The 19,591-nt window shown below is 64.6% G+C and carries 18 protein-coding genes; 6 read left to right on the top strand and 12 right to left on the bottom strand.

Annotated elements, in window-relative coordinates; all coding sequences use genetic code 11:
• Window positions 1–105: 105 nt before the first annotated feature.
• Window positions 106–1,107, bottom strand: a complete 1,002-nt coding sequence (locus tag ABDW49_RS22045) for a hypothetical protein (protein WP_343615278.1) — start codon at window positions 1,105–1,107, stop codon at window positions 106–108.
• Between the two features lie 236 nt (window positions 1,108–1,343).
• On the opposite strand from ABDW49_RS22045, the gene ABDW49_RS22040 reads away from it, so the two are divergent.
• A complete protein-coding gene (locus tag ABDW49_RS22040) occupies window positions 1,344–1,736 on the top strand; it encodes a hypothetical protein (protein WP_343615277.1) in 393 nt (130 codons plus the stop codon).
• Window positions 1,737–1,764: 28 nt separating this feature from the next.
• On the opposite strand, the gene ABDW49_RS22035 is transcribed toward ABDW49_RS22040, so the two are convergent.
• A complete protein-coding gene (locus ABDW49_RS22035) occupies window positions 1,765–3,054 on the bottom strand; it encodes an MFS transporter (protein ID WP_343615276.1) in 1,290 nt (429 codons plus the stop codon).
• Between the two features lie 128 nt (window positions 3,055–3,182).
• Here ABDW49_RS22035 and ABDW49_RS22030 point away from each other — a divergent pair, with 128 nt between their 5' ends.
• The 3 genes from ABDW49_RS22030 to ABDW49_RS22020 are packed head-to-tail and all read left to right on the top strand — an operon-like array spanning window position 3,183 to window position 5,610.
• Window positions 3,183–4,094, top strand: a complete 912-nt coding sequence (locus ABDW49_RS22030; protein WP_343615275.1) for a cupin domain-containing protein — start codon at window positions 3,183–3,185, stop codon at window positions 4,092–4,094.
• Window positions 4,095–4,150: 56 nt separating this feature from the next.
• Window positions 4,151–4,570 (top strand): hypothetical protein, encoded by a 420-nt coding sequence (locus tag ABDW49_RS22025; protein WP_343615273.1) that lies wholly within the window; start codon window positions 4,151–4,153, stop codon window positions 4,568–4,570.
• 11 nt (window positions 4,571–4,581) lie between these two features.
• Window positions 4,582–5,610: an SMP-30/gluconolactonase/LRE family protein gene (locus ABDW49_RS22020; RefSeq protein ID WP_343615271.1), complete on the top strand. Its 1,029-nt coding sequence runs from the start codon at window positions 4,582–4,584 to the stop codon at window positions 5,608–5,610.
• A gap of 48 nt (window positions 5,611–5,658) precedes the next feature.
• Here ABDW49_RS22020 and ABDW49_RS22015 read toward each other — a convergent pair whose 3' ends face one another.
• Window positions 5,659–5,970, bottom strand: coding sequence for a hypothetical protein (locus ABDW49_RS22015; RefSeq protein ID WP_343615269.1), 312 nt, complete (start codon window positions 5,968–5,970; stop codon window positions 5,659–5,661).
• Between the two features lie 16 nt (window positions 5,971–5,986).
• A complete protein-coding gene (locus ABDW49_RS22010) occupies window positions 5,987–7,867 on the bottom strand; it encodes a PQQ-binding-like beta-propeller repeat protein (protein WP_343615267.1) in 1,881 nt (626 codons plus the stop codon).
• A gap of 237 nt (window positions 7,868–8,104) precedes the next feature.
• Here ABDW49_RS22010 and ABDW49_RS22005 point away from each other — a divergent pair, with 237 nt between their 5' ends.
• Together ABDW49_RS22005 and ABDW49_RS22000 are read left to right on the top strand one after the other, a co-directional pair.
• Window positions 8,105–9,298, top strand: a complete 1,194-nt coding sequence (locus tag ABDW49_RS22005; protein WP_343615265.1) for a CoA transferase — start codon at window positions 8,105–8,107, stop codon at window positions 9,296–9,298.
• On the top strand, window positions 9,295–10,080 hold the full coding sequence (locus ABDW49_RS22000) for an enoyl-CoA hydratase (RefSeq protein WP_343615263.1): 786 nt from the start codon (window positions 9,295–9,297) through the stop codon (window positions 10,078–10,080). Before ABDW49_RS22005 ends, ABDW49_RS22000 begins: the two co-directional genes overlap by 4 nt.
• 39 nt (window positions 10,081–10,119) lie before the next feature.
• On the opposite strand, the gene ABDW49_RS21995 is transcribed toward ABDW49_RS22000, so the two are convergent.
• From ABDW49_RS21995 to ABDW49_RS21960, 8 genes are all read right to left on the bottom strand, one after another.
• A complete protein-coding gene (locus ABDW49_RS21995; protein WP_343615261.1) occupies window positions 10,120–10,554 on the bottom strand; it encodes a c-type cytochrome in 435 nt (144 codons plus the stop codon).
• Window positions 10,555–10,577: 23 nt separating this feature from the next.
• Window positions 10,578–12,659 carry a PQQ-binding-like beta-propeller repeat protein gene (locus ABDW49_RS21990; protein ID WP_343615259.1) on the bottom strand — a complete coding sequence of 694 codons (2,082 nt, stop codon included), beginning with the start codon at window positions 12,657–12,659 and terminating at the stop codon, window positions 10,578–10,580.
• A gap of 42 nt (window positions 12,660–12,701) precedes the next feature.
• The gene (locus ABDW49_RS21985) at window positions 12,702–14,186 is read right to left on the bottom strand and encodes an NAD-dependent succinate-semialdehyde dehydrogenase (protein ID WP_343615257.1); all 1,485 of its coding nucleotides are present in this window, start codon (window positions 14,184–14,186) and stop codon (window positions 12,702–12,704) included.
• Between the two features lie 23 nt (window positions 14,187–14,209).
• Entirely contained in the window at window positions 14,210–15,445 is a 1,236-nt protein-coding gene (locus tag ABDW49_RS21980) for an iron-containing alcohol dehydrogenase (RefSeq protein WP_343615255.1), read from the bottom strand.
• Entirely contained in the window at window positions 15,442–15,837 is a 396-nt protein-coding gene (locus ABDW49_RS21975) for a c-type cytochrome (RefSeq protein WP_343615253.1), read from the bottom strand. The genes ABDW49_RS21980 and ABDW49_RS21975 overlap by 4 nt, the downstream gene beginning before the upstream one ends.
• Before the next feature lie 82 nt (window positions 15,838–15,919).
• Window positions 15,920–17,233 (bottom strand): MFS transporter, encoded by a 1,314-nt coding sequence (locus ABDW49_RS21970; RefSeq protein WP_343615251.1) that lies wholly within the window; start codon window positions 17,231–17,233, stop codon window positions 15,920–15,922.
• Window positions 17,230–18,573, bottom strand: a complete 1,344-nt coding sequence (locus tag ABDW49_RS21965) for an amidohydrolase family protein (protein ID WP_343615250.1) — start codon at window positions 18,571–18,573, stop codon at window positions 17,230–17,232. The genes ABDW49_RS21970 and ABDW49_RS21965 overlap by 4 nt, the downstream gene beginning before the upstream one ends.
• Before the next feature lie 179 nt (window positions 18,574–18,752).
• Complete coding sequence (locus ABDW49_RS21960) at window positions 18,753–19,493, bottom strand: GntR family transcriptional regulator (protein ID WP_343615248.1); 741 nt, start codon at window positions 19,491–19,493, stop codon at window positions 18,753–18,755.
• Window positions 19,494–19,591: the final 98 nt, after the last annotated feature.

Below are 19,591 nucleotides of genomic sequence, written 5' to 3'. Positions count from 1 at the left end.
GCATCCGGGCCGCCGATATGTCGCGAGGGCGCAAGCCCCCGCCTTCATCCGAAGGGTCTCCCTCCGAACGTCTCTCCCGAGTATGCCCCCCAGGATGATCTTGCTTTATTGCCGGCCAGCGGATTCCATCGTGTAATTGTGCAGGCCGTTGGGATAAGGATTGATCGCCACGCGCGTGCTCATGCTGCCGGGCTCGCCGCCGAAACTGGCGCGATGCCAATGACCCTGCAGCGCCAGCACCACATCGCCGGCATGGGATGAAAAGACCGGAACACCCTCGATCTGATAATCGACGGTGCCCTCCATGATGAACCAGAACTCATCATAGCCGAAATGGAAATGGCCCAGATTGCTGGGCGGCGGCAGGGGCTGGCCCTTCCCGCGAATGTTGTTGATGAACATATGGTCCGAGGCGATGAAGGCCCCGGCACGCGCGCCACCGCTCACCACATCCTTCTGGTAATCCAGCCAGGGCCTGTTCACCGCGTCCCACTGCCCCTTGCCGCCCTGAAGCACCCGCTTTTCATAGCTGAAACCGGCGACATCGGCCGGTTTGGCCGGATGGGTATCGAGCGGATAGATCGGCAGATCGCCGCGCCCATGCACCTCCAGCCAGAGGGCCGGCTCACTGCCCATGGTTTCCAGCGTGAAGGCACGGCGGAAGGGCACGTCGATCTCGAAACCCTTGCTGGCAACGAAAGGCTCCTGCCCCTCGATGGTGACCTTCACCTGCCCGCCCCAGACAATCAACCCCGTGCGATTGTCTGGATATTTGACCGTCTCGGTATGGCCGCCCGGCGCCATCTGGTGCCAGTCGGCCTCCAGATCGCCGCCCCGCACGATCGCCTGGGTCCAACTGGCCTGTCCCTTATGCGCGGCCAGAATCTCGCTCAGACGCCAGATGGGACGGTTGGGCTCGGCATAGGCCTTGTAGGGCGTGCGCTTGGGTGACCAGCCATACTCCAGCGGCGGCGGCGAGCGATGCGGCGCCTCCGCACCACCCGCCGCCGGGGTGGACGCTGCAGGAGCGGGCGCCTGCTGCGCCGAAGCTTCGGCTGCAAGAAACCCTGCCCATAACAGGCTGATGATCGCCAGGTCTTTTCGCATTGGCCTCCCCTTGCAGCGACGGCCTTGCTGGCTCGCTTGCGCTGTCTTCATGGTGTCAGCTTTGTGAGACATCCATCGATTTTTTCAGGTACGATTAGATATGATATGATATTGAAGCGCGAGTCAAACAAATTCTCGGATATAGAAAGAAGATGAAAATGAAGAACTTAGCAATTTTAATGGCAGTCATGCCCATGTCATGCCTTCTCGCCGCGACCGCCCATGGACAGGCTGACATGACCCGATGCAGCACCATTGCCGCCCCCTCGGCCCGCCTCGCCTGCTATGACGGGCTTGCTGGCCAGACCGCTGCACAGCCGTCCGCCACCAGCATGCCTGCCTCGCTTCCCGCTCCCGCCACGCGCCCTGCCACGCAGCCCGTTTCCACCGCCTATACCGCGATGCGCAAGCGCAGCCATTTCGAGGCCATTGCGCAAGAGGTCGAACCCCTGCCCCATGGCCTGTTCCGTCTGCATCTGGCCGATGGCAGCACCTACGACACCAGCATGGAAGGCGCCCATATCGTGCAAGGGACCATGCTCCACATCCGCCGCAGCCCGCTGGGCACCACCTTCGTGGATCTGCCGAGCCAGGCACCCATCCCGGTGCGATTGGTCCGCCCGGACTGAAGCGCCGCGCATCGGCGCCCCATGGCCCTCAATCCGCCGCGAACAGCGGGCGGTTGGGGTTCACGGCCACCCAGGCCAGCGCGCCCACCACCACAACCACCGCCCCGGCCCAAAAGGCCGAGCTCCAGCCGTAATGCTCGGCGATCCACGGGGTGAGCGAGGAGGTCACCACGCCGCCCAATTGGCAGCCCATGTTCATCAGCCCCGACACCACGCCGGTATGCGGCCCGGCAATGTCGGTGGAGGCCGCCCAGAACGAGCTTTGCGACAGATAGACCGCGCCCGCGCCGCCAGCCAACACCAGCACCGCCACCGTCACGCTGCTGGCCGATACGCCCGCCACCAGAAAGATACCGGTCAGGATGAAGGAGACGACCGCCAGCCCCGAACGCCCCGCATAAAGCCCGCGCCGCGCGGCCAGCCGGTCGTTGATCACGCCCCCGGCAAGGCAGCCGGCCGTCATGCAGAGAAAGGGCAAGGTCGCGTAGATCGCGGTGGATTTCAGGTCGAGATGGCGTGCTTCGGCCAGATAAATGTAGAACCAGCTGAAGAAGATCCACGCAACATAGCCAAAGGCGAAATAGCTGAGAAACAGCCCCCAGACATTGCGGCTGGAAAGAATGATGCCCCAGGGGATCGTCCCTCCCGAGGAAGAGCCGGGGTGGTCGACCTGCCTCGCGCCGGCCTCGATATGGGCCAGTTCGGCGTGATTGACACGGTGATGGCCCCTCGGCGTGTCGCGCGCCAGCGCATACCAAACACCTCCGGCCAGCACGCCGACCACGGCGCAGACATAGAACGCCGCCTGCCACCCGCCCCAGGCGATGATGCCGGTGATCAGCGGAGGGGTGATGCCCGATCCCGCGCCCACACCAGCAAAGATCAGCCCGTTGGCCTTGCCCCGCTCGCTGGCAGGCACCCAGCGCGACAGGAACTGATTGCCCGCCGGATACATCACCGATTCGCCCAGCCCCAGCGCAAAGCGCACCGCCACCAGCAGCCACAGCGCATGGGCGGCCTGAGGCGGCACCAGCGCGGTGGCTGCCGTGCAGACACCCCACCACACCAGCGCGCAGGTCAACACCGCGCGCGGGCCGAAGCGGACCGCCAGCCATCCGGCAGGCACCTGAAACACCGCATAGCCCACAAGGAATGCGCTGAAAACAAAGCCCAGTTTCTGCTTGTCGATGCCATAGGCCTTCTGCATCTGCAGGCCCGCGATCGAGATGTTGGTGCGGTCGAGAAAGGCGATCGCGCTGATCACGAACAGCAGGACGATCAGTCCCACCCTTACCCGGCTGGCTTGCGGCTGCGTCATGTTTGTCCCCTCCCGCCTGATCTGCGGGCATTTAATATACTATATGATTCGTGTTACTTTGGCTGTATGGCCGGGTAAAGGCCGAAAATCCCGATGAGGATTTCGGGAGGGGATCGAGGAGCCAGACAATGCGCAAGCGGCTGGGTACGCGCCTGACATGGGCGGCGGCAATGATGGGCCTCTGGGCAGGCACGACGGCGGAAGCACCGCGCGTGCCGCTGGCCGCACGCATCGGCCACAGCGATCCGGCGGCCTATCGCCCGCTGTCGCATGTGCATGCCGGTGCGGGAACGATGTCCTTCGGGCCGATCCTCGACGCCAGGGCACTCTCCACCAATCTGCTCTTTATCCATCGCGGCGTTATTGATCCGCACAGCGGCATTGGCCAGCACTTCCACAATGATTGCGAGGAGATGTTCGTCATCCTCGATGGCGAGGCGGAGTTTACGGTCGATGGGCGCACCGCCCTGCTCAAGGGGCCGGTGGGCGCGCCCGACAGGATGGGCCATGCCCATGGCATCTTCAACCCCACGGACAAGCCCGTGCAATGGCTCAACATCAATGTCTCGATGACCAAGCTCTATGACAATGTCGATCTTGGCGATCCGCGGGATAAGGCGGTGCTGGACCCCGTTCCGCAATTCATCACCATGCATCTGGACCGCGCGGCGCTGAAACCGGTGGCGGGTCTGAACGGCGGCAGCGGCGCGGCGCTGATGCGGCGCGTGCTTGAACCGGCGGTCTTTTCCACGCCCTGGTCCTATGTCGATCACATCCTGCTGCCCAAGGGCACCACGCTGGGCCCGGTGACCGAGGCGGAGATGAGCGAGGCCTATTATGTGCTGTCAGGCACCGGCGAGGTGACCGTCAGGGGCGAGACCGCGACGGTGCGCGCAGGGGATGCCGTGCCGGTCGATCTGGGCGAGGAGCGGATGCTGCGCCAGACCGGTGAGGCCCCGCTGGAACTGATGGTGATCGGCGTGGCTCGCGATCTGGCTGCCAAGGCCCGCTATCGCGCGGCGACCACGCGTGCACGCTGACACCAGGCGATCCACATAAAAGACCGGGAGAGCATCTTATGCAAAGACGCGGATTGATGAAAGTGCTGGGGCTGGGCGGCCTGTCGCTGGCTTCGTTGCGGGCAGGGCCGGTGCTGGCTGCGCCCTCCAAAGCGGGTGACGGCGGGCGGAAACAGATCGTGCTCTATTGCGATCTGGCTGTCGATCCGGCGCGCGAGCAGGAAATGCTCGATCACTATCACCGGCATTTCCGCCCCGCCGCCGAAAGCTTTCGCGGGCGCGGTTTTGTCGATCTCAAGATGCTCAGGATCCGCAGCGTCATTCAGGGGCGGCCTGCCCCTGCCCATGGCATCAATTACCGCTTCCAGCTCACCTATGAGAGCGAGGCGCAAAGGCAGGTCTGGATCCATTCCGCCTTGCACCAGAAGGTCTGGCCGCTGATCGAGAACACCTTGCTCAACAAGGACTATCTGGTCCTGCTCACCGAAGCGGTCTGAGGGGAGCCACCATGCGATCCATCCGCAAACCGCTCGGCACGCTGGCCATGATCGGCACACTGACCGCGCTGCCCCTCACCACGCATGCGCAGGAGGGCGCCGGGGCCCGGCCTGTCATCACGCCGCATATCGAACGCATGGACCCGGCGCTTGACGCTCTGGTCGATGCCGCACAGCCCATCGAACGCGTCGCCACCGGCTTTGTCTTCACCGAAGGGCCGATGTGGGTGAAGGGCCGCCTATTCTTCTCCGACGTGCGCGACGACAAGATGTATGCCCTCACCCCCGAGGGCGAGGTAGAGCTGCTCAACGGCCATTCGGGCGGTCTGGCTCAGCATCCGCCCCATGTCGATGTCGGCTCGAACGGCATGGCGCCGTCCACCGGGCAGGTCAGCGTGGTGGCCCGCATGGGCGCGCGCGACATCGCCCGGATGGACGCGCCCGGACAGATGAAGCCCTTCATCACCCATTATCAGGGCAAGCGGCTGAACAGCCCCAATGATGTGGTCTATGCCAGGGATGGCGCGCTGTGGTTCACCGATCCGCCCTTCGGGCTGAACTATCTCAAGGAGGGCGCCAAAGCCGCGCAGGAGCTGCCCTTTGCGGGTGTGTTCCGCTATGCAAAGGGCAAGTTGACGGCGGCCATCACCGATATGCCCCTGCCCAACGGCATCGGCTTTTCGCCGGACGGCAAGACCCTCTATGTCGACAATTTCGGGCCCGAGGGTTATCTGCGGGCCTATGATCTGGGGCCGGATGGCCAGCTTTCGAACATGCGGGTCCTCATCAGCTTTCCGGGCCGTCAGGGGCCCGACGGGCTCAAGATCGACATGGCGGGCAACATCTGGATGACCGGTCCGGGCGGCATCAGGATCATCACCCCGCAAGGCAAGGTGCTGGGCCAGATCCGGCTGCCCGAAAACGCCGCCAATCTGGCCTTCGCGCAGGATGGGCACACGCTCTACATCACCGCTTCCACCAGCATCTATCGCATTCACACCAGGGTTGCGGGAGAGTTGCCGCCCTATCGGCAGCCGTGATGCATCATGCCCCGCGCCATGCTTCCCCATGGCGCGGGGCGCAGCGGCTCAGGACGCTCCCGTCCCGTAATGGGCGTTGAGATAGTCCGTAATGACCTTGCTCTCCTCGGGCGAGAGTTCCGCGCCACGGTCGATCATTGTCTGCAGCACAGCGTCCCATTCATCGGCGCTGCGCTTCTTCGCGAAGACCTGCGCGGTCACATGGCAGAATTTGCAATGTTCATTGATGAGGTCCAGCCCAGGACCGGGCGGCGGGGCCGAGGCGGGAGCGGCGACAGGCGCCGGCTGATCGCCAGCAAGCGCATGGCCCGCCACCAGCGATACGGCCAGCACGGCCGAGGTCAGGATCAGGTTCCGCATGGGTATCGTCCTTCTCTCAAGGCAGGGCATAGGCGACAAGCTCGTCGCTGGTGGGCGGCGCGAAGCCGAAGCCGCCGGTGCTGACCACCGCCAGCACCTGCTTGCCCGCGGCGGTCCGGTAGGTCATCGGCGTGCCATAGTTCGAATCCGCCATCGTCTCGTCCCACAGCAGCTTGCCCGTGCGCGTGTCGAAGGCGCGGATATGCTTGTCGCGCGTGGCGCCGATGAAGGTGAGCCCGCTCGCCGTGGTGATCGGGCCACCGGCAGAAAGAGCGCCCGCATCCTTCAACGCGGGGTTGCCATTGTCACCCAGCGGACGGCGCCAGGCCACCTCGCCCCTGGCGACATCCACCGCCACCAGCTCGCCAAAAGGCGGTTTCTGACAGGGGATGCCGGTCATCGGATCGACGAAATAGGTGTAGCCGGTGTTCCAGCTCCCATCCTCGCCCTGCACCAGCTTCGAGGGCGCCCCCAGCGCATTGACGTTGATGACATAATAGCCCGTCACAGGATCGAAGGCTCCCCCGCCCCAGTCCACCCCGCCCAGACTGCTGGGATAGGTGTTGACCGCGTGATCCTTGCTGAGCGGCTGGAACAGCTTGCTGGGCATGATATCCATATCGACGGCCATCTTGTGGCAGGCTGCGGAGAGTTCGGGCGTGGCATCGAGAATCTCGTCCATCGCAAAGGATGTGCGCGCCAGCGGTGGCGGCGAAACGGGCATCGGCTGGGTGGGCCAGACCTGCTCGCTGGCCACATCGCTGTCGGTAGGGACGGGCACCTCCTTCACATCGATCAGCGGCTTGCCCGTCACACGGTTGAGCACGAACATGATCGCGGTCTTGTTCATCGCCACCAGCGCCGGGATCACCTTGCCGTTCCTGCGCAGATCGATCAGCGTCAGCACCGGCAGGTCGAGATCCCAGATGTCGTGATGCACGGTCTGGAAATGCCACAGGTATCTGCCGGTCTTCGCATCGACCGCCACCACCGAATTGGCGAAGAGATTCATGCCCTTGCGGTCGCCTCCCCAGCGGTCCAGCGTGGGGGCGCCAATGGGCAGATAGACGATGCCCCGCGCCGTATCGACCTCGGGCATGGTCCAGACATTGGTGCCCGAACGCGCCTGCGTGCTGCCCTTCTCCCATGTGTCGTAACCCGGCTCGCCGGGGCGGGGCACGGTATGGAAGGTCCAGACCAACGCGCCGGTCTTCGCATTCCACGCCCGCACATCGCCCGCCGCGCCCTTCACCGGCATTTCCTGCACGCGGGTGCCGGTGATGATCAGATTCTTGTAGATGGCGGGCGGGCTGCTCATGCCCATCGGCGCCTTGAAACCGTTCATCACCTCGGCGGTCTTGAGCGTGATCGTGCCATCGCTGCCAAAGCCCGACGCGGGCTTGCCGGTGGCGGCATCCAGCGCAATCAGCAGCCCGGCGCGCGTGCCGAAAACGATGCGCGGCCCGGTCGAGCGATCGCCGGGCCAATAGGCCACGCCGCGCGTGGAGGGCTGATCCCGTCCGGGCAGTTCGTAGAACCATTTTTCCGCGCCGGTCGCGGCATCGAGCGCCACCACCCGGCGATAGGGCGTGGAGACATACATCACACCCTTCACCACCAGCGGTGTCGCTTCCGATGCCGCAAAGCCTGTCGAGCGTCGTCGCATCAGCTCGGCATTCCCGCCGGGAAAGCTCTCGGCCTGAACGCCGGGCGGGCGCATATGATAGGTCCATATTTTCTTGAGGCCCGCCACATTGCCGGGCGTGATCTGAGTCAGCGGGGAATGGCGCGCGCCACCCGCATCCTGGCCGTAATGGCTCCAGTCATCGACCGTTGCCGCCGCCAGCGGCGCGGTGGCCAGAAGCGACATCACGGTGATGGAAACTGCCCGACCCATGCCTTGCCGGAGTGATCGACGTCTCTGGTTCTTGTGCGTATCGTTCAAGGTCGTCCTCTCCCAATATTTTGAATTTATTGATTGTTCCGCGAATCATCAGGCTGCTTCGCAGGCAGGGGTTGTTCTGTGGACGGGACGATGCTAGCAATCCGTCAAATCATATACAATATGATCCTGAGGATGCGAGATGACATTTCACCGGCCCTCTCGCCAGGACAGCGCAACACTGGGGGAACCATGACGAGCAAAGCCGAGCAGCCTCTTTCCGGCATCCGTGTGCTTGACATTTCACAGGTCATGGCCGGCCCGTTCTGCTGCATGCTGCTGGGCGACATGGGGGCCGACGTCATCAAGATCGAGCCGCCCAAAACCGGCGATTCAACCCGCCATTCCATGGGTTTCCGCCTGAAGGGAGAGGACAGCCCCGGCTTTCTGGCGCTCAACCGCAACAAGCGCTCGATCACGCTCGACCTGAAAAATCCCGAGGATCGCGAGGTGCTTTATGCGCTGGTCAAAACCGCCGATGTGGTGGTCGAAAATGCGCGTCCCGGCGTCGCGGCGCGGCTGGGGATCGATTATGACACGCTTTCGGCGATCAATCCCAAACTGGTCTATGCCAGCATCTCGGGCTTTGGCCAGACGGGGCCATGGGCGCAGCATCCGGGGTTCGATCTGATCGCTCAGGCCACCTCCGGCGTGCTGTCTTCCAACGGTTTCCCGGATATGGAACCGGCCAAGAACTCCATCGCCGTGGCCGATCTGGGCGCCGGGCTTTTCAGCGTCTACGGCATTCTCTCCGCGATCATCGGGCGACAGACCAGCGGCAAGGGGCAGTATATCGACGCCTCGCTGCTGGAGGCGGCGCTGGGACTCTCGATCTGGGAGACGACCGAATATTGGGGCACCGGCAAGGCGCCCACACCGATCGGATCGGCCAACCGCATGTCGGCGCCCTATCAGGCGGTGCTGGCCAGGGATGGCTGGTTCGTGATCGGCGCGGCCAATCAGGGCTTGTGGCTGACCTTCATCAAGGCGCTGGATCGCGAGGAGCTGCAGCAGGACCCGCGCTATGCCACCAATGCCGCGCGCGTCGCCAACCGGACCGAGCTGATCGGCGATCTGGCCGGGACGCTGATCACCCGCACCCGTCAGGAATGGATCGATCTGCTGCTGTCGGTCGGCGTTCCGGCGGCGCCCATTCTCGACTATGGTGAAGCGGTGGTCAGCGAACAGGCGGTGGCGCGCGAAATGGTGCAGATGATCCCCCATCCGGTAGAGGGTGAATTTCGCGCGCTGGGTTTCCCGGTGAAGATGCGCGGCACGCCGCAGCAGGTGCGCATTCCCCCCCCGCTGCTCAACCAGCACAACGAGGAAATCCGTGCCGAACTGGTGGCCAAAGGCCTGTTGCCGGCTGAGGAATCGGCGCAATGAGCGAGACCCCGCGCGTCATTTACGAAAAGCAGGGGCCGGTCGCCAGCATCCGCTTCTGCAATCCTGCCGCTCATAATGCGCTGACCGGACAGATGTGGCACGATCTGCGCGATGCTGCGCGCGATCTTGCCGCAGATCCCGCGATCCGCGTCGCGACCTTTCGCGGCGTGGGCGGCAAGGCCTTCATCTCGGGCACCGATATCGGCAAATTCGCCGACTATACGTCCGGCCAGCAGGGCATCGACTATGAACGCGACATCGATGACTGCATGAGCGCCATCGATGCCATTCCCTGCACCACCATTGCGCTGGTGGAAGGCTGGGCGGTGGGCGGCGGCATGAACATTTCCGCCGCTTGCGATTTCCGCATCGCCACGCCTGACGCGCGCTTTGGCTCGCCCATCGGGCGCACGATCGGCAATTGCCTTTCCGCGCTCAGCCTGGCGCGGATCGGCGGCGCGGTGGGCGTGCAATATGCCAAGCGCATGGTGCTGCTGGGCGAATTCCTGAGCGCGCAGCAGCTTTACGACAGCGGCTTCCTGCTGCGCATCGTCGAGCGCGAGGATCTGGACACCGAAGCAGAAGCGCTGTGCACGCGCGCCGCCGAAAATGCTCCGCTGACCACCCGCGTCACCAAGCAAACGCTGTTGCGCGGGCAGCAGGCCCTGCTGCCCGAGATCGAGGATCTGATCGGCCTGGTTTATGGCAGCGCCGATTTCCGCCGGGGCGTCGCCAACTTTCTGGCGCGCAGCAAGACGCTGCCCGAATGGACGGGCGAATAACGCGCCCGGCAGCGGGGGCCCGGCCCCCGCTGCCGCCCCTCACGGCTTGGTGGTGACGATCTTCGTCCCGCCCAGCATCGCCGCGTTCGAGGGCAGATCGACATCGCCCGCCGGAAAGCCATTGGCCTGCAGCACAAAGGCCTCGACATCGGCAACATTGCGCCCACTCAGCGTGCCCGGATTGTTCAGCGGCATCGTGTCATGGATGCGCGTGAACAGATCGCCCGCGCTGGTGCCGTTCCAGTTGTTGAGGAACGCGGAACCCATCAGCGGCGGCGCCACATCGATCCCGGCCAGCCCCTCGCCATGGCATATGGCGCAACTGGTGGCATAGACAGCCTTGCCCCGCGTGGCCTGCGCCGCCGAATAGGTGCCATCCCAGACGGTCCGGCCTCCCGATTGCGCCCTTGCCGCAAAGGATCCGACCAGCACCGCCACCGATGCGGCCATCATCATCATGCTTTTTCGCATCATTGTCCCGATCCTCACCTGTGCCGTCAGGCCACACCCGGCAGACGGAATGCCAGCAGTTCAGCGCTGTAGTTTCCGCCACCGATGGCCACGACGATATATTGTCGTCCCTTGAGCATATAGGTCATCGGCGATCCGCTTTGCGGCGCGGGCATGTAGACCGCACCTTTTTCTTCGCCGCTTGACTTGTCGTAAGCTCTCAACATGGCGCCACGCACGCCATATTCATTGGTGTAGAAGCCCGCCTCGCCGCAAATGACCAGCGATTTGGTGCACAAGGGCCCCAGATTACCGGGACGCCCCGTGCGCGGGATCTTCTTGCCCTTCAGCAGGGGATGGTTGCGCACATTGTCCGGTGTTTCGCCATGAGCGATCTGCCAGGTGAGATCGCCCTTCGACAGGTCGATCGCCGTGATGCGGCCATAGGGCGGCTTGAGCAAGGGCAGCCCCTGCACCGCCAGCATACCGGGGGGCGGCCCCTTGGCCCCGGCAGGCTGAGGCGCACGCGGCGGCCCTGCGGCGGCGGTTAGCGTTTCCGACCCCATCGCCGACTGAGCGCGCGGCTTCATCCCGTCGATGCCATGCACATAGGGATAGTCGGACACCTTCGTGTCAGCATTGGCAACAATGCCCATCACCGAGGGCTGCGACTTGGAATAGACATAGACCATATGGGTCTCGGGATCGTAACAGCCGCCCGGCCAGTTGGTCCCGCCCTGAATGCCGGGATTGGAAATGGTGCCCCAGCTTCCCGCCTTTGACAGTGTGGGCGGGGTGAACAGCGGACCGATCCTGTAATTCTTGACCAGCTCGACCGCCTGCGCCCGCAATTCGGGCGTGAAATCGATCAGATCATCGATGGTAACGCCCTGCGTGTCATAGGCGGGCGGCTTGCTGGGCACCGGCTGCGTGGGGGCATACCATTCGCCCGGCACGTCGCCCGCCGCCACCTTGCGCTCCACGATGGGCCAGATCGGCTTGCCACTCGCGCGGTCCAGCACATAGAGGAAGGCCTGCTTGGTAGGCTGGGCCAGCGCCTTCACCATTTTGCCACCGACCGGAATGTCGCAAAGGATCGGGGCGCAGGGAATATCGCGGTCCCACAGACCGTGATGCACCATCTGATAGTGCCATTTGCGCACCCCCGTCTCGATATCCACCGCGACCAGCGATTCCCCGAAGAGCGCATTGCCCCTGCGGAACAGACCCATCTCGTCCCCGGTGGGCAATTCAACCGGAATATAGACCAGCCCCAGCTCCTCATCGGCGGACATCTGGGCCCAGGCCCCGCAATTGCCCGCCTCTTCGGCGTCGCCTTTCAGCCAGGTGTCGTAACCGAACTCGCCCTTGCGCGGGATCGTGTGGAAGATCCATTTGCGCTTGCCGGTGCGTATGTCGAAGCCCCGGATATAGCCTTTCACATTCCTGCGCGTGGCGGGCACGTCACCGGCGGTGTGCGCCGCGCCCACCACCACCACATCGCGCGCCACCAGCGGCGTGGAATGCAGGCCGACATCGGAGTTGACCAGATCGATGGTCTGGTCGAAATCCTGTTTCAGATCGACCAGGCCATTGTTGCCAAAAGAAGGATCGGGAATGCCGGTCGCGGCATCCAGCGCGATCAGTTGATAGCCGATGGTAACGTAAAGGATGCGCTCCTTGCTGCCGTCGGTCCAATAGGCCACGCCATGGCCCGAAAGCTGGCGCGGCGCATTGGCCGCGCGGGCCCCTTCATCCACGCGGTGCATCCACAGCAACTCGCCCGTTTCCGCATCAATCGCCACGCAATCGCGGCGCGATCCGGCGGTGGTGAACAGACGGCCCTTGATGAGCAGCGGCGTCGATTCAAACTGATATTCCTTGCGGGCGCCCAGAACATCGGTCTTGAAGCTCCACGCCACTTCCAGATCGCCAAAATTGCCCGCGTTGATCTGGTCCAGCGGCGCATAGCGCGTGTTGGCCTGATCGGCGGCATAGTGGCGCCATTCCGTGTCGGGCTGGCTGGAGCGGGTGCCCGCCGCAAAGGCGCGCCCCGCTCTGCCCATGCCCGCCATGGCGACACTGGCCGCCGTTCCGCTCAGCAAGATCCGTCGTGATACATCGACCATGGCTCTGACCCGCATCCTCTTGTTATGATTGTCGGTTCCTGATTACCAGGCAACCGCGACATATTTGGCTTCGCAATATTCCAGCAGGCCGTGATGCCCGCCCTCGCGCCCCAGACCGCTCTGCTTCACGCCGCCGAAGGGCGCCGCCGCATCCGAGACCAGACCCCGATTTAGCGCTACCATGCCACATTCGATGCGTTCCGCAAGCTGCAGTCCGAGCTTGAGGTTCTCCGTGTAGACATAGGCCGCCAGACCGAATTGCGTGGCATTGGCCTGTTCCACCGCCCAATCCACATCGTCGAAGGGAATGACCGCCGCCACCGGACCAAAAATCTCGGTGTCCAGCAAGTCCGAACCCGCCGCCACATGGGCCAGCACCGAGGGCGGATAGAAGAACCCCTTGCCCTCGGGCGTGGTGCAGCCCAGCCGTGCCTGCGCGCCCTTGGCCAGCGCATCGGAGACCAGATGCTCGATCTTGTCGATGGCCTCACGGTTGATCATCGCGCCGCATTTCGTTGCAGGATCAAGGCCGGGGCCCATGGTGTACTCCCGCATCGCGGCGACCAGCTTTTCGACAAAGGCATCATGCACCCGCCGGTCGACATAGAAGCGGTTGGCGGCGGTGCAGGCCTCGCCCGCATTGCGCATCTTGGCGACCATGGCGCCCTCGATGGCCAGATCGAGATCGGCATCCTCCAGGATCAGGAAAGGCGCATTGCCCCCCAGTTCCATCGAGGCCGAGATCACCTGATCCGCCGCCTCGCGCAGCAGGATGCGGCCCACCTCGGTCGAGCCGGTGAAGGAGACTTTACGCACGCGCGGGTCATGCAGGATGGTGCTGCATACCGGGCCGGGCGTGCTGGTGTTGATGACATTGACCACGCCGGCGGGCACGCCCGCGCGCCGCATGATCTCGGCCACGGCCAGCGCGGTGAGCGGGGTTTCCTCGGCGGGTTTGAGGATGCAGGTGCAGCCCGCCGCCAGCGCCGGGGCGATCTTGCGCGTGGCCATGGCGGCAGGGAAATTCCATGGCGTGATCAACAGGGCGATGCCGATGGGCTGATACTGCACCATGATGCGGTTGGCCCCGGAAGGCGACATTGACAGCTCACCATGCAGACGCACGCCTTCCTCGGCGTACCAGCGGAAAAATTCGGCGGCATAGGCCACCTCGCCGCGCGCATCGGGCAATGCCTTGCCGTTTTCGCGGGAGATGAGCTGGGCCAGCCATTCCTGCTGGTCCATCATGGCGTGATAGCAGGCCATCAGAATGTCGGCCCGCTTGCGCGGCGGCGTCGCGGCCCAGCCCCTGGCCGCCGCAGCCGCCGCATCGACCGCCGCAATCCCTTCCTGCGCGGAGCAATCGGCCACGCTGGTGATGGACGCCTCGCTGGCCGGATCGATGATGTCGATCCGCCGGCCGCTGGCCGCCGGCACCCAGCGGTCGCCGATCAGCAGATCGGTGGGAATGGCGAAAGGCCCCGGCTGGCCGTTCACATCGGGGGTGGTGTAGCTGTTTTCAGACATGGGATATCCTGACTGGAGGCTGTTCAGACGCTGCGCAGCGATGCCCGGTCGCCGCTGAAGGCAGCGCGGGTGATGCTTTGCATGGCCGCAAGGTCGAGCAGGCGCGGATTGTTCTTCACAAGCCGCGCGGCATTGAGGGCATTGGTGGCCACGAAATCCTGCTGATCGTCGCGCAAGCCCAGATCGGCCAGCGTGCGGGGGATGCCGATGGCCGCCATCAGATCGGCGACGGCATCGATCAGGCCCTGAGCCATCGCCTCCGGCGTGTCCTCGGGCAGGCCGATCAGCGCCGCGAGTTGAGCGAAGGCGGGAATGCATGCGGGCAGGTTGAACTGCATCACATAGGGCAGCAGCGATGCCACCCCGTCGCCATGGGCGGTGTGAGTCAGATTGCCGACGGGATATTGCAGCGCATGGGCCGCCGCCGTGCCCGCCGTGCCGAAGGCGCAACCGGCCGCCGTGGCCGCCAGCATGACCCCCTCGCGCGCTTCCATGTCGCTGCCGTCTTCGCAGGCACGCCGCAGGTAACGGAAGATGTTCCCGACCGCGAGACTGGCGAAATGATCGCTCAGCACATTCTTGCCGACGAAGACATGGCCCTGCGTCAGCAGCGGATCGATGGGCCGCGCCAGCGTGGTATAGGCCTCAATGGCATGGGTCAGCGCATCGGCGCCCGAACAGGCGGTGAGCGCGGGCGGGCAGGTGGCGGTCAGTTCGGGATCGCAGATGGCGCAGATCGGGATCAGATGCGGGCTGGCGATGCCGATCTTGGTGCCCCGCTCCTCATCGGCCACCACCGCGACCGGGGTCACTTCCGATCCCGTGCCCGCCGTGGTGGGCACGGCGATCAGGGGCATCACCGGGCCCGGAACCGCGAACTCGCCATAATAGCTGCGCAGATCGCCACCATGGGTCAGCAGCACGGCCACCACCTTGGCCATATCCATCGAGCTGCCGCCGCCCACGCCCACCACCACATCGGGCGCGAAATCCGCCACCGTGGCCACACAGGCCTCGATCGAGGCGATCGGCAGGTCGGGGATGGTGTCGTCGAAGACACGGCATTCGACATCATGCGCCGCCAGATCGGCCAGCATGGCGGCAAACTCGCTCTGCGCTGCCTGCCGCTTGTCGGTGCACAGCAGCGCCCGTCGACCGAGCCCCGCAACCACCGAGCCCAGCGCATGGCGCTGCCCCCGGCCGAACAAGACCGAGCGCGGCAGACGCATCGCGCCGAACATGGCCTGCGCCCCGCTCACTTCCCGCGCCCCTTGGCATCGAATTGCGCCAGATAGGCGATCACATCCATCCGATCCCTGGCCTCCGCAAGGCCGGGGAAAACCATTTTGGTCCCCGGCACCAGCCTGGCCGGGGCGGTCAGGAAACGCTCCAGCGTGGCGGCGCTCCACACCAGCCCCGCCGCCTTGATCGCGGGCGAATAGGCATAACCGGCCGAAGATGCCGCTTTGGCCCCCACCACGCCATTGAGCACAGGCCCGAAGCCGGCCTTCGCGGCTGGCCCGACCTGATGACAGGCCGCGCAGCGCGTAAAAACCTTCTCCCCCGCGGCCTTGTCACCGGCGGCACTGGCAGCGCCAGCGGTCAGCATCAGCAGCGCCCCGATGGCCTTGCCCCCAATTCCCGTTTTCATCACACGATGTCTCCCTCAAGGCCGCTGACGGGCCCCGCATCCGCACGCAGAGTCATGCTGCAGGCGCCCGCAGCCGGGCGTATCAAACCGAATTATCGTCCTGTGTCGTATCGCTGTAGAACCGCCGGGTCGGATCGACCTGCAACATCAGCAAGCCCGCCACCGCCCCCAGCAGCGCCACCACACCGAAGGCCGAAGCCCAGCCGTAACGGGTGGCAAACCATGCCGTGACCCCCACGGCGATTGCCGCGCCAATGTTGCCCATCGTGTTCATCACCGCCGAGACCGAGCCGGCAAACTCGCCGCCGACATCCAGCGTCACCGCCCATGACACGCCCACCGTCAGCTCCAGAAAGAACAGCGCCAGCGCGAACCAGCCGACCGACACCACCGGATCCTGCGCCAGCGCCGCCAGACTGACCGCCACCGCCGAGGTCCAGAAGCCCGTCACCGACACAATCCGGCGCGACCAGCCATGGCGCCCCGTCGTCTTGAGCAGGTGATCGGACAGCGCCCCGCCCGCCACGTCACCCAGCAATCCGGCCAGAAAGGGCACCGAGGCGTAGAACCCCATATGGGTCAGTTCGATGCCGCGCGCCGCCGTCAGATATTTGGGAAACCAGCTCAGGAACACGCCGATGTCATAGGCGTAGCAAAAATACATCGCGCCCAGGATCCACATCTGCCGGTTCGACAGGATCTGCGCCCAGGGCACCTTGCGCCTGCCTCCGGCGAAATGGCCCAGAGCACCGGTGATGCGCTCCAGTTCGCCTTCATTCACATTGCGATGTTCGGCAGGCATGTTGCGATAATAGGCATACCAGCCCAGCGCCCAGACCACACCCACTGCGGCAAAGACCAGAAAGGGCAAGCGCCAGCTCAATGCGGTCAGCCCCACCAGCGGCACCACCATCAGCGGCGTCAGCGTGCTGCCCAGCCGCGATCCGGCATGGGTGGCCCCCTGCGCCAGCGCGCGTTCGGAGGGCAGCATCCAGCGCGACAGGGCCCGGTTGGCGATGGGGAAAGCCCCCGCCTCGCCCATGCCGATCATGAACAGGCAGATCCCCATGCTCACCGCCGAGGTGCTGAAGGCCGTCAGCGCGGTCAGCGCCGACCACCAGATCACCACGCAGCTCATCGCCAGACGCGGCCCCACCTTGTCGCCGAACCAGCCGCCCGGAATCTGGAACAGGGCATAGGCGATGGAATAGCACATCAACACCTTGCCCACGGTGATGGTGTCGAGATGAAAGTCCTTCTCGATGAAAGGCGCCGCCACCGACAGCAGCACCCGGTCGATATAGGTGATGAAATAGGCCGCGATCACCAGCGCCAGCACCACATAGCGCGTGCGCGTGGGTCTTGCCAAAGCGGGGGTCACCACGGCCACGGTCACGGCCGGGCACCGCAGGCCTCTGCGGGGCGGCCTGCGCAGCTTTCCCAGATGGTGGGCACGGATTTGCCCGCGATGAAGACGGCGCGGATCTTGCGGGTGTTGCGGATATCCCTCAGCGGATTAGCATCGAGCACCAGCAGATCGCCCCATTTGCCCACCGCCACCGTGCCGATGTCACGCGCGCCCATAAAGCGGGCATTGCTGCTGGTGGCGGCCACGATGGCCTGCATCGGCGTGATCCCGGCCTTCACCATCAGCTCCAGCTCCCAATGCGCGAAATAGCCGGGGAAGCGCCCGGTCGGCCCGCTGTCGGTGCCCATGCCATAGGGCACGCCCGCTTTGGCCTCGGCGGCGAAATTCTCCATCGCCAGCCTGAGCACCTGCGGATACTTCGGGAAGGTGGGCGAGGACGTCAGCTTCTGCGCCCGCTCGGCGCTGCCCAACTCGCTGAGCACTGCGGGTGTTACCCCGCGCGCGAAGAAAGGATCGTTGAGGAAAGGCAATGTGCTGTAGGTGAAGGAAGCCTCGCGGCTGAGCGTGGCCGCCATCTGCCATACGCCCTTGGCCTTCATCGCGGCGATGTCCCGAGCGGTGACCGGCTGGTCGCGCACCGTATGGGCAAAGCCGTTGACGCCCTCGCGCACCAACTCCTCAAGATTGTCGCGATAGAACACATGAGCGATGGCCTTCTTGCCATCCTTGTGCGCCTCGCCGATCACCGCAGTGCTGATTGCCGCAGGCATGCGCTCGGGGATCGAGCCGAACTCGTCATCCACCCACAGCTTGATCGCATCGGCGCCTTTGGCGGCCTGCGCATCGACCATGCGGCGCGCCTCCTCGGGCGTGGCCACCTTCTGGTCGAGGCCCGGAACGCCGCCATAGGAGCCCTTGAACACCACGCCCATGCCAACGGTGAAGATGCGCGCGCGATCGGGCCGCCCGGCCCGCTGCGCAGCGCGCATCGGGAAGATCAGCTCTTTCTCGGTGCCCAGCGTCTGCACGCTGGTGATGCCATAGGCGGCATAGGTGGCGAGTTGGGCATTGATGCTGCCAGGGGTCTGATACTTCACATCCTGCGCCAGACCGTTGACGAGGCCCAGATGCACATGGTTGTCGATCAGGCCGGGCAACAGATATGTACCGGGCAGCTTTTGCACTTTGGCACCCCTGGGCACCTTCACGCTGGCAGCAGGGCCCATCCAGGCGATGCGCCCGTTGGTCATCACCAGCGCCTGATGCGCGACAGGCGCATGACCCGTACCATCGATCAGGGTGAAATCGCGCAGGACGACTGTTTCAGCCTGTGCAGGGCCGGCCACAGCCACAAGGGCCGGGACCACCCCCAACCCGATACGAGCCGCGCAAGACTGAACACGGCGCCTCTTCCCAAGGCCCGGCACACACCCATGGGGCATCCAACGATCTCCCGATTCATATCATATATGATATTGTCGAGATTGGTACGTGCTCCCCCAGGCAGTGTCAAGCCTGCCTCAAACGCATGCCGATCCTGGTGTTATCAGGCCTTGGCAGGCCCTTTCTGGCCGCCCCCGGCCGGTGTCGTCACCAGTTCCATCCGCCGTTCCGATGCGACCAGATGGTCGCGCATGGCCGCATGGGCCGCCTCCGGATCGCGCGCCGCCAGAGCGGCGATGAGTCGCCGGTGCTCCACCGCCGCCTCTTCCGGAGCATTGGTGCGGTACAGCGAGCGGAAGATCTGAAGATGAGCATGCAGCCGCTCGATCGTATCGGCGATCAGGCGGTTGCCGCTGCCGTCGGCGATCAGCCGGTGAAGCCGGGCATCGGCTTCGGCGAAGCGCGCGTAGGACCGCTCATCGCCTTCCTCCACCGTGCCCATCTGCTCCTCGATGCTGTGGAGGACCGCCAGCGAGTCATCATCCATGTTGCGCGCCGCCTGCTCGGCCACATAGGGCTCGATCAGCATGCGGAAGGTATAGACCTCGCGCACTTCGGACGGGCTCATCGGCGGGCTGGCGCGATAGCCGACATTGGGCGTTTTCAGCACCAGCCGCTCCGCCTCGAGCTGGCTCAGCGCTTCCCGGACCGGGGTCTGGGAAATGTCCAGCTTGCGCGCCACCTTGTCGATCGCGATCCGCTCGCCCGGCGCGATCTGCACCGAAAGGATCATCGAGAGCAGGTAATCATAGGCCCGCTCGACAAAGGTGGGGGGCAGGGGCGCAGCTTCCGCAGCATCGCGAGGGACAGCATGCAAGCCACGCACAACAGGAGGAAGTGACATATCCGAAAAGCCCAATCCATCTTGCAGCCGCAAGGAAGGCCTGAAAGCGCCGTATCATCACGTCACCAGCTTCCCCCCGGCGCTCCTATCCTAGCATC

This window comes from Novosphingobium sp. (genome assembly GCF_039595395.1).
Classification (GTDB): domain Bacteria; phylum Pseudomonadota; class Alphaproteobacteria; order Sphingomonadales; family Sphingomonadaceae; genus Novosphingobium.
This window is presented reverse-complemented; position numbering and strand designations above follow the sequence as displayed.